Annotated in this window: 5 protein-coding genes and 1 pseudogene; 3 read left to right on the plus strand and 3 right to left on the minus strand. The window is 44.0% G+C overall.

Annotated features, from left to right (window positions below):
* The first annotated feature begins 93 nt into the window (after positions 1 to 93).
* The 3 genes and pseudogenes from recC (at position 94) to recD (ending at position 9,509) form a co-directional block, all read left to right on the plus strand.
* A complete protein-coding gene (gene recC, locus Q7674_RS09775; protein ID WP_305423634.1) occupies positions 94 to 3,546 on the plus strand; it encodes an exodeoxyribonuclease V subunit gamma in 3,453 nt (1,150 codons plus the stop codon).
* 276 nt (positions 3,547 to 3,822) lie between these two features.
* Positions 3,823 to 7,447: pseudogene (gene recB / locus Q7674_RS09780) on the plus strand (exodeoxyribonuclease V subunit beta).
* On the plus strand, positions 7,440 to 9,509 hold the full coding sequence (recD, locus tag Q7674_RS09785; RefSeq protein WP_045065874.1) for an exodeoxyribonuclease V subunit alpha: 2,070 nt from the start codon (positions 7,440 to 7,442) through the stop codon (positions 9,507 to 9,509). The pseudogene recB and the gene recD overlap by 8 nt, the downstream one beginning before the upstream one ends.
* A gap of 74 nt (positions 9,510 to 9,583) precedes the next feature.
* Here the strand turns inward: recD and Q7674_RS09790 are convergent, their stop codons facing one another.
* From Q7674_RS09790 to argA, 3 genes are all read right to left on the minus strand, one after another.
* Positions 9,584 to 10,132, minus strand: coding sequence for a disulfide bond formation protein B (locus Q7674_RS09790; protein WP_008986199.1), 549 nt, complete (start codon positions 10,130 to 10,132; stop codon positions 9,584 to 9,586).
* A gap of 15 nt (positions 10,133 to 10,147) precedes the next feature.
* Complete coding sequence (locus tag Q7674_RS09795; RefSeq protein ID WP_045065873.1) at positions 10,148 to 10,303, minus strand: DUF5993 family protein; 156 nt, start codon at positions 10,301 to 10,303, stop codon at positions 10,148 to 10,150.
* Positions 10,304 to 10,428: 125 nt separating this feature from the next.
* Positions 10,429 to 11,757, minus strand: coding sequence for an amino-acid N-acetyltransferase (gene argA, locus Q7674_RS09800; RefSeq protein ID WP_045065872.1), 1,329 nt, complete (start codon positions 11,755 to 11,757; stop codon positions 10,429 to 10,431).
* Positions 11,758 to 11,817 lie beyond the last annotated feature (60 nt).

Here is an 11,817-nt window from a genome sequence, read left to right on the forward strand (position 1 = left end):
GACGATATTTTAATATTTCCGCCTGTATGTATTTACAGTGTTCAATTCATGGTAGACAATTTAGTTATTCATCACCTGCTGTGAGATACCTAAGTGTTTACTGTCTACCATTCAAATCAACTCGACCTGCTAAAATCTTTGCTGGTGGAGCTTATTCGGCTGCAACCGTTAGCCAATCCATTTGAAAAAGAACAAATTCTGGTGCAAAGCCCAGGGATGTCGCAGTGGCTAAAAATGGAGCTGGCGAAATCATTAGGTGTCGCAGCCAATATTGATTTTCCACTGCCAGCGACCTTTATTTGGAAGATGTTTACCCAAGTGTTGGCAGATGTGCCAGAGCGTAGTGCATTTAACAAAGAAGCGATGACGTGGAAGTTAATGCAAGTGTTGCCAGCACAGTTTGACCAACCAGAGTTTGAAGCACTACAGCGCTATTTAGACGGTGATGACGACAACCTAAAGTGTTATCAATTAGCCGAAAAGATTGCCGATATTTTTGACCAATATTTAGTGTATCGCCCTGAGTGGATCCAACAGTGGGAAGCGGGAGAAACGGTTGCTGAATTAGAAGGTGAACACCCTTGGCAGCCTATTTTATGGCAAGCACTGTATGATCAGACTTTGGCATTAGGGCAATCGCCTTATCATCGTGCTAACTTGTACGAACACTTTATTGAAACGCTACAAAACTACAACGCATCACAAGGTAAAGAAGCATTAATTGCAGCAGGTTTACCGCAGCGTTTGTTTGTGTTTGGTATCTCATCATTACCCCCACGTTATTTGGATGCACTTGCCGCTATTGGTGAGCATATTGACGTGCATTTAATGTTTACCAACCCTTGTCGTTATTACTGGGGAGATATTCGCGATCATAAGCATCTTGCGCGATTAGCAGCAAAAAATCGAGTTAAGTTACGAGCTATCGAAAATAGTATTGATGAAGTATTGAGTGACTACAAAGATGATGATTTAACATCTTATGACGAGATGGTTGAAAAATTAAGTGGTAACAGTCTTCTAGCCTCAATGGGAAAACTGGGGCGTGATAATGTTTATTTATTATCCGGTATGAATGTAAATACAAACGATGATGGTTTTGTAGATATTGAGCCAGATAATTTATTGCATGCTATTCAATACGATATTCTTGAATTAATTGATCGTCAAAATGATGAGTTACTTGAATCTAGCGAGCATAAATTCCCCATTGCTGCAGATGATAACTCACTCTCTATTCATGCATGCCATAGCCCAATGCGTGAAGTGGAAGTGCTGCATGACAAACTCTTAGCCATGTTTGAGGCAAATCCTGATCTTAAGCCGCGCGACATTATCGTGATGGTGGCAGATATCAATGCCTACAGCCCTGCGATCCAAGCGGTATTTGGTAATGCGCCGGGTAACCGCTACATCCCATTCTCCATTTCAGACCGAACCGCAGAGCAAGAAAATCCAATCTTGCTGGCTTTTTTACGTCTGTTAACTCTACCTGATAGTCGCTGTCATGCTTCCGAATTGCTGGAACTATTAGAAGTGCCTGCGGTGATGAATAAGTTTGGTTTTGATAGCCAAAGCTTTGAGAAAGTAAAACAGTGGATAGAAGAAGCAGGGGTGCGTTGGGGCTTAGATCAGCACACATCGAGTCAATTTGACCTTCCTGAGCAGATGCAAAATACTTGGCTGTTTGGTATTCAGCGAATGTTACTGGGTTATGCCATGCCACATGATACGGGCTTGTTTGAAGGCATTTCTGCTTACGATCAAGTGCAGGGTATTGATGCAGAATTAGCAGGTCAGTTGGCAGGTTTTATTGATTGCTTAATTAGTTACCGTGAAGTGTTAGCGGAGCCACACACAGTCGCTGGTTGGTCAGACATATTAAATCAACTATTGGATGATTTCTTTGCTGTCGAGCTTGAAGGTGAATTAGTACTGAAATCGATCCGCGATAACGTACACCGCTTACAAGAGCAGCTTTCAGATGCAGGATATCAAACCGACATTACGCCAGCGGTGTTAACCCAATATTTACGAGATAAACTATCGGGCGAGCGAGTTAGCCAGCGTTTCCTTGCTGGGCAAGTAAACTTCTGTACCTTGATGCCAATGCGCTCGATCCCTTTTGATGTAGTGTGTTTGCTTGGCATGAATGACGGTGCTTACCCTCGTAACATTGCGCCTGAAGGGTTTGATTTAATGAATGGTCGTACTAAAGCAGGCGATCGTTCCCGTCGTGATGATGACCGTTACCTATTCTTAGAAGCATTGCTTTCTGCGCAGCAAACCTTATATATCAGCTATGTTGGACGCTCAATTCAAGATAACGCGGAGAAGATAGCTTCAGTCTTGGTTAGTGAGCTGGTGGAATATTGCCAGCAAGGTTACTGCCTTGAAGGTGATGAGCCATTAGCTGTTGATGAATCAGCAGAGAAGATTAAACAAAAACTGATTGAGCACCATCCATTAGTGCCATTTAGCCCAAGTGCGTTTACTGGCGAGAAAGGCAGTTATGCCATTGAATGGTTACCTGCAGCAGCTCGTGAAGGACAAGCGAGTCAGCCATTCCAACTTAGTGAATTACCACCAGAGCCAATTGCAGACGATCAGCAACAAGTGCTAGAGCTTGCCGAGCTACAACGTTTTTGGCGTTTGCCTGTACGTTATTTCTTTAACCGCCGTTTGAAAGTTTACTTTGAGCCACCAATGGGCTTGCTTGAAGATGATGAGCCATTTGTGCTTAATCAGCTAGAAAGCTATCACATCAAAAATGATCTATTAGGTCTATTACTTGATGCCAAAATGACGAACCAAGATCCCGATCAGATCTTTAGTCATTTTGCACAAGAGCAAAAAGCTGCAGGTCGATTACCTGTGGCGGCATTTGGTGAAATTGACTTAGATGCTAGCCGATCTTCAGTTGGGGAGTTGGTCGATAAGATCGAGCCTTTGGTGCATGCGCCATTAGCGGATCAAGAAGTGGGTCTTCGCTTTGACGTTAATGGTCATCCTATTTTGCTACAAGGCTGGTTAAAGCAGCGTTATCAATCAGGTTTAATGCGTTTTCGTAGCGGTAAAGTGCGCTCGGTGGATTTATTGGCGGCTTGGTGTGATCACCTGTGTTTAGCCATTAGCCAACCTCAAGCAATGCAAAAAACACATCTGATTGGCACCGATAAATACCTTATTCTTCATCCAATTGATGCAGAAACTGCAAAGCGTTACCTACAAGAATTAATCGAGCTTTACTATCAAGGTTTAAATCAGCCATTGGCATATTTCCCGAAAACGGCACATGCAGGTATTCAAGCTTGTGTTGATAAACAAGGTAATTGGAAAGATGACGAACTGACGGTTGAAAAAGCTTACGACAAGATGGCGGGTTGTTTTAACGATGGTTATCTTTTTGCTGGTGAAGGTGCTGATGAGTACATCAATCGCGTGTGGACACATTGGGATGATGAGCTTGCGCAAACCAGTTATGTATTGGCATTGAAAGTGTTACAAGCGGCAGTGCTAAACAGTGAAGAAGTGAAGCAGGAATAGAGAGAGTAGTGTGGCCGCCAGCAAATCATTATTAATTGTAGGGTGTTCGCTGTACGGCCACCGATCCAGAGGTGACCAAGTTTCTGGCGCAGATACTAACTAACCGCTGTAAGACAAACCGTGAGTAAGTTCTCACAATATTAGAATAAAACAGGATTTGATCGTTTAATCTTCGCTTATAAGTGTTTGATCACATTAGTGATGTGAGCAAGATCACCTTGAAATAACAATGATCATTTTAGCGTTCAAATTTGATGATATGGGACAAGTAAAATCATGACGGCACAAACGCAGACCAACATTTTGCAGCCAATGGCGTTCCCACTGCATGGCACCCGTTTAATTGAAGCCTCAGCGGGTACGGGTAAAACCTTCACCATTGCCAGTTTATACCTTCGTTTATTGTTAGGTCATGGCTGCGTACAAACACGCCACGCTACAGAGCTTACGGTTGATCAGATCCTTGTGGTGACCTTTACAGAGGCGGCAACGGCTGAGCTGCGTGATCGTATTCGCGCACGTATCCATGATGCTCGACTCGCTTTTAGCCGAGGTGTTAGTCACGATCCTGTCATTGAGCCGTTGTTATCTGAATACCCAGATCATAAAGCGGCCGCGAATATTTTATTGCAGGCTGAGCGCCAAATGGATGAAGCGGCGATTTATACCATTCATGGTTTCTGTCAGCGTATGTTGACTCAAAATGCGTTTGAATCAGGCTGTCGTTTCAACAATGAATTTGTAACCGATGAAAGCCAGCTAAAAAGCTTGGTGGTGGCTGACTATTGGCGAAGCCATTTCTATCAATTACCTTGCTCGCTGGCATCACAAATTCGTGATTTATGGTCATCGCCAGCAGCTTTATTAAAAGATATCGGTAATAGCTTAACCGATGCACCAGTCAAATTATCTGTCTCAGCCATGACGGCGGACTTAGAGCAGTTACACCAACAGAACCTTGAGCGCATTAATGGCTTTAAGACGTTGTGGAAAGAGCACTTTGCTGATTTAGAAGCGTTAATTGCCAACTCTGACGTGAATAAGCGCAGCTATACCAAAAAGAGTTTACCCACTTGGTTAGCACAGGTAAATGAGTGGGCAAATGCAGCCACCGATAGCTATGAGCTACCTGATAAGTTAGATAAGTTTTCACAGCGAGTATTAATCGAGAAAACCCCGAAAGGTGAAGCACCGCAACATAGTGTGTTTGTAGCTATCGATGACTTGATTGATAACCCAGCAACGTTACGGGATCCATTATTAGCTCATGCGATTGAACGCTGTCGCACGCTACTCGCTCAAGCCAAAGCACATAAAGGCTGGTTATCGTTTGACGATCTTCTTACTCAGTTAGGTGCTGCGATCGAGCATGATCAAGATGATCTGCTGGCAAGTAAGATCCGCAGTCAATATCCGGTGGCGATGATCGACGAATTCCAAGATACTGACCCCTTGCAATACGGTATTTTCAGCGCCGTTTATAAAGATCATCCTGAGTGTGGTTTGTTTATGATCGGTGATCCGAAGCAGGCGATTTATGCTTTTCGTGGTGCTGATATTTTTACCTATATTCAAGCTCGTCGACAGGTTCAAGATCATTACACGCTAGGCACAAACTGGCGTTCGACAGCCGATATGATCGCCTCTGTGAATAGTGTGTTTGCCCATCCCAACAGTCCGTTTATTTACGATCAAGACATTACCTTTGAACCTGTTGGTCATAGCCCTAAAGCGCCAGAGCGAAGCTGGTGGCTCAATGGCGAAAAACAGCACGCGTTAACTTTCTGGCTGCAAGATAATGATGAGGGTAAACCTGTTACCAAAGGTGAATATGAATCTACTATGGCGCAGGCAACCGCAGCGCAAATTCAGCATATTCTTGAGCGCTCACAACAAGGGCAAGGCTACTTTTTAGATAAAGAAGGTGGTGAAGCTAAAGCTATGAAAGCGGGTGATATTGCGGTACTGGTGCGCACTGGTCGTGAAGGCAAGTTAGTGCGAGAAGCGCTAGCACGCCAAGGCATTGCCAGTGTGTATTTATCAAATCGTGATAGTGTGTTTTCAACCGCAGAAGCGGCAGATGTTCAACGTTTACTGCAAGCAGTATTAACCCCTGAAGATGATCGCGCGCTACGATCAGCATTAGCGTCTGGTTTATTTGCGTTAACAGCGATTGAGCTTGATACCCTTAATAACGATGAGAACGAATGGGAAATTGCGGTAAATAGCTTTAAACAATATCGTCAGCAATGGCAAAAGCGCGGCGTGATGCCGATGCTGCGCAGCGTCATGGCGAAAAATAATATCGCTGAGCGTTTGTTAGTTGAAGAAGGCGGTGAGCGTCGTTTAACGGATTTACTGCATATTGGCGAATTGCTGCAAGAAGCCAGCCAAACCTTAGACAGTGATTACGCATTGCTACGTTGGTTAGCTGAAAATGTGGCAGAGCCAAACGGTAATTCTGATGAGCAAATTTTACGTTTGGAATCAGAGCGTAACTTGGTGCAAATCGTCACTATCCATAAATCAAAAGGTTTGGAATATGATCTGGTGTTTATGCCGTTCGTGTGTAGCTTCCGTGCCGTTGATAACAAAGGTGAAGTGAAATATCACGATGAAGCCGAGAATGTAACGATTTTAGATATCACCAAGCATGAAGACTCGGTTGTTAAAGCAGATAAAGAGCGCTTAGCTGAAGACTTACGTTTGATTTACGTAGCTCTGACCCGTGCGGTATACGGTTGTTTTGTGGGTATGGCGCTAGGTTCGAAATGGTCGTAGTACCAAAGAGCCAACGGGACTGCATAAATCAGCCATGGGTTATTTAATTCAAAATGGCGAAGAGTGTGGTGTGGCTGCGTTAGAGCTTGCACTGGCGAAGTTATCTGAAACTCAACCAACGATTACCATTGAAGAGCCACCTGTGCTCCCTGAAGATAAATGGGAAGCACTGGATGAGCAAAGCCAAGCATTAACCCGTCGTGAGTTTGAACGTCAGATTGAACGTAACTGGTGGATGACCAGTTATTCCAACTTGGTAAAACAAGGGCATCAAGCACACCATGACAGTAGCTTAGATTTGCCAGACTTTGATATTGATTCAGTCCAAACGGATGCGCTTCAAAATGATGGTTCAGAAAGCCCTGATGCCGAGGTTGAGTTAGAGCCTGAATACTCCATTTATACTTTCCCTCGTGGTGCGCGTCCGGGTACGTTTTTGCATACCGTGTTTGAAGAGATTGAATTTACTCGTCCTGTTGATAGCCCTGAAACAGTCGCCAAATTAACCGAGTTGCTTGAGTTGGAGCATTATGAATTGGCGTGGCTACCTGTATTGCAGCAGCTAATTCAAGATGTGCTCAATTGTGCGCTTGATGGTGAGCAATTGTTGCTGGCAGAAAAAACGCCACAACAACGCTTAACGGAAATGGAGTTTTTACTGCCAATTGAAATGCTGCAATCACCACTACTGAACAAAGTGATCGCGAAACATGATTCCATTTCCGCCAAAGCGGGTGAATTAGGGTTTAGCTCAGTGAGTGGGATGCTAAAAGGCTTTATCGACTTGGTGTTTGAGCATCAAGGCAAATACTACGTACTTGACTGGAAATCGAATTATCTGGGTGATGATCCGCAAGTCTATCGTGGCGAGCAGTTAGTGGAAGCGATGCGTGATCACCGCTACGACTTGCAGTACCAAATTTATGCCTTAGCACTGCAACGTTTCTTACGTAGTCGTATTCCTAATTATGATTACGACACCCATTTTGGTGGCGTGTATTACTTGTTCTTACGTGGTATTCAGGCGGGTAGCGACAGTGGTATTTTCCATGCGAAACCATCGCAAGCACTATTAGATGAACTGGATTTATTAATTGATGGAGCATTACCTCATGCTTAAACGACTACAAGCGTTAACTAAACAAGGTGTGTTACGTCAGCTTGATTACCAGTTCGCCAAATTCGTTGCTTATCACAGCCCTGCTGAACAAGCTGATTTAGCGGCATTGGTGGCAGCAATTGCTAGTAACGAGCTAGGTAAGGGGCATGTGTGTGTGATGTTAGATAAAATCACACCGCAACGATTATTGGGCTTGCCGTCTCGTGTGGCTATTGAGCTTTTAGATGGCATGCCTGAGCCATCGTCATGGGCGGAGTTACTCACTAAGTTTACTGTTGTTTCGACAGTAAAAGCTGGCAATGTTGAAGCTACGCCTTTAGTGATTGAGCATGGCCGTTTGTACTTAAGCCGTTACTGGCAATTTGAACAAACGGTTGCCGCTAAGATTTTATCGATGGCAAAAAATGCAGGTAATCAACAGCAGATATTTAATCCAGAGCAGCTAACCGAGATGCATCAAGCGTTAGATAGTTTGTTCCCTGTTTCTTATGGCTATCTGTTCGAAGCGTTGTCCAACGCTGACACGCCGCAAGCTCGTCAAACACTAGTTTGTGACATGCTTGATATTGTTAAACCTGAATCGCTGGATTGGGTGAGTATCGATACTGTTTTAAGTTCGGCAAAACAACAAACCGATTTAGCGCAGCTTGATGGTTTGATCCCATTCGATGTGTGTTTGAACTGGCAGAAAGTGGCTGCAGCCGTGGCGTTAACCCGTCAATTTGCGGTGATTTCAGGCGGTCCAGGTACCGGTAAAACCACCACGGTCGCAAAACTGTTAGCGGCACTGGTGATGCAAGCAGGTGATGAGCACATCCCTAATATCATGCTGGTTGCACCAACAGGTAAAGCGGCGGCAAGACTGACAGAATCGATCAGTTCAGCGGTTAAATCACTGCCTATCGAAAAGTCGGTAAAAGAGCGTATTCCTACTCAATCGAGCACGATTCACCGTCTATTAGGGGCGATTCCGGGGCGTGTTGAGTTTCGTCATCATAAAGAAAATCCACTGCACCTTGATGTGCTGGTGGTCGATGAAGCCTCAATGGTCGATTTACCTATGATGGCGCGCTTACTAGATGCAATGCCAGCTGGCGCAAAACTGATTTTATTAGGTGATAGAGATCAGCTGGCATCAGTTGAAGCGGGTGCTGTGTTAGGTGATATCTGCTCGTTTGCAAACCAAGGTTATAGTGGCTCACAAGGTCAGGTATTAAGCCAATTAACAGGCTATGACTTACATAGCACTTCGTTAGATTTAAGCTTAGTAGCAGATTGTTTGTGTATGCTACAAAAGAGTTATCGCTTCCATTCCCAATCAGGTATTGGTCAGTTAGCGAAGGCAATCAATAGTGGCCGCCCTGCGCTGGTGGATAAAGTATGGCAGCAAGGCTTTAAAGATATCCATCACTATGCGTTATCAACTGAAAGTTATCAGTCGATGATCAATCAGGTTACGACCTTCTATTTTGATTATCTGGATGCGATTGCCGAGCAACGTGAGCCCAAAGTGGTATTAGATGCGTTTGCCAACGTGCGTTTGCTGTGTGCATTACGTGAAGGTGATTTTGGTGTAGCTGGCTTAAATTACCGAATTGAAAAAGAGTTAACGCATCGCGGTAAGATCAATCCGGGGGATGATACTTGGTATCAAGGTCGTCCGATTATGATCACTCGAAATGATCACGCTGTCGGTTTGTATAACGGTGATATTGGTATCACCATGTTAGAGCCAGAAACAGAAGCGGTTGACGGTATTCGCCGTTTAAAAGTGTATTTTGAAATGCCCGATGGCACGATCCGTGGTTTCTTACCAAGTCGTATTCCTGATCATGAAGTGGTGTTTGCAATGACGATCCACAAATCGCAAGGTTCGGAATTTGCCGATACTGTGATGGTGTTACCACATGACTTTACGCCAATTTTAACTCGAGAGCTGATTTACACCGGTATTACCCGTGCAAAAGCAAGACTGTATTTGTATGCACAACCGGATGTGATTCGTCGAAGTGTGCAAGTGCGTACTGAACGTGCCAGTGGTTTATCTGAGTTATTGGTTTAGTATCGTTTTCCTCAAAGTATTATGAATAAAAAACGCCAGCATAACCGCTGGCGTTTTCTTTGGGCTTATTCGTATTACTTGAACATATCGAGTAACCAGTAGCTAACTGGGTTATCTGGACATTGGTAAGGACCACATTCAAGGAAAGTTGAAACAACGTTGATCAAGACAGCGACGATCGCCAAGATACAAACAAATTTACCAAATTTATTCATTTGGTAGTTTTCGCTTGTCCAGTCCTTATTCCATAGCATCAACAGTAGTGCAACACCCGCAATCGTCATACCGAAGATCACAAATGCCCACGTGTAGTAGTGCATACCTAAAATAGGGCTACCAAAACCAGGCGTACCTGGAATAACGTGTAGTGATACTTGGCGAAGCGCGGTCGCTGCGCCAAATAACGCACCAACGAGTATAACACCGTAGTGGCGTTGCTGTGTGCCGTAAACCACGTTTAGCATGAAGCCGAACATGACCATCACAAAGCCAAGGCGCTGCAATAGACACAATGGGCAAGGCAATTCATTCCAAGCAACTTGTAATACGGAGCCCATGAGCAGTACAAAAGTAATGCCTAGTAGACCAAGTGTGTTGAGCAAGGTTACGTGTTTATTATTCATTCTTTATCGCCCCCGTTATAACAAAATGGATAGGGTGTCGGTTGCGTGGTGATTAAACCAGTACAGACCCAGAACGACAGAGATTGCGAAAAACGCATAACCCATGCTTTTTTTACCAATGAACGCCGTGACCATGGCGATCAAAAGTAATAAGAAAATTAAACTCATCATAAGCTGCTTTACTTACCTTTGCTTTATACTTTCTGTAATAATTATGTGTTGAGCGGTTGTTCTATAAGTTATAGAAGCGGGAAAGTATATTGCCAACAATGACTGGTTTGTTAATTTATTGTCATTTATTTGAGTTTTGTTATCAGGATCTTTGATCTTCTTTGGTAATTGTATAGTGCTTTTTTAGCCATCGGCAGCCTTTCAACATCACACTCAGAGAATCCTTGCTCTCTGAACCAATGTAAACTTCTCGTAGTTAGCACAAATAAATGTTCTAGTTTTTGTTGGCGAGCCTGTTGGCAAAGCTCATTTAATAACAGTACGCCTCGGTTACCATCTCTGTAGTCAGGATGAATGGCAACACAAGCCATTTCTGCCATTTTCTCATCGGGGAAGGGGTAGAGGGCGGCACAACCAATGATTAAGTTATCACGTTCAACGATGGTGAATTGGGTGATCTCTTGCTCTAGTTGTTCTCGTGAACGTCGAACTAAAATGCCATCTTGTTCTAGAGGCTGAATTAAATCAAGAATACCGCCAATGTCGTTAATATTGGCGCGACGTACTTTTTCGGCACTTGCCATCACGATTTGGGTACCAATGCCATCAACAGAAAACAGCTCTTGAATTAATGCGCCATCTTCTTTGTAACTGACTAAATGACTGCGAGGCACACCTGCTCGACATGCGCTAATTGCGCCACGAAGAAAACGCCCCGTGCCACAATCTTGAGCCCGTTCATCAATCAGGTTTTGTAGGATTTCATCGGCTTCATTAGGTAATAGCTCAGAGATCACTTCGCTATTGTCATCGAGAACACCAAGCTCAGAGCAAAAGCCAATCAACTTGTCGGCCTTTAAGCGAATAGCCACTTGGGTCGCAACTTCCTCTGAGGTGAGGTTAAAGCATTCACCTGTTACCGAACTGGCGATCGGGCCAAGTAAAACAATGGAGCCTTGTTCAAGCTGACGCTTAATCGCATCCGTATCAATCCGACGTATTTTTCCGCTGTGGCAATAATCAATCCCGTCATCAATCCCTAGCGGTTGGGCAACAATAAAGTTGCCACTAATGATATTGATTTGTGCGCCAGCCATTGGTGTATTGTGGAGTCCCATTGAAAAACGCGCAGTAATATCTAATTGCAGTTGCCCCGCAGCTTGCTTAGCTATCTCAAGGGAACGTTCGTCAGTAATGCGGATCCCTTTATGATAAGGAGAATAACAATCTTGCTCTGCAAGTAATGCACTAATTTGCGGGCGAGCACCATAGACAATCACGATTTGAATGCCTAGGCTATTAAGTAAGGCGATATCGTTGACGATATTACTGAAGTTGGGATCGGCAAAGGCTTCACCGCCAACCATGATCACCATCGTCTTCCCAACATGGGCATTTAAATAAGGTGCTGACTGTCTAAATCCTTTAACCAGCGGCGTACTACGTCTTTTCACTATCTGACATCCATGTACAAAAAAGTTATATGGATAAAGTAAATTAATTTGTCAATTTGT

The sequence above is a fragment of the Photobacterium leiognathi genome (genome assembly GCF_030685535.1).
GTDB lineage: Bacteria > Pseudomonadota > Gammaproteobacteria > Enterobacterales > Vibrionaceae > Photobacterium > Photobacterium leiognathi.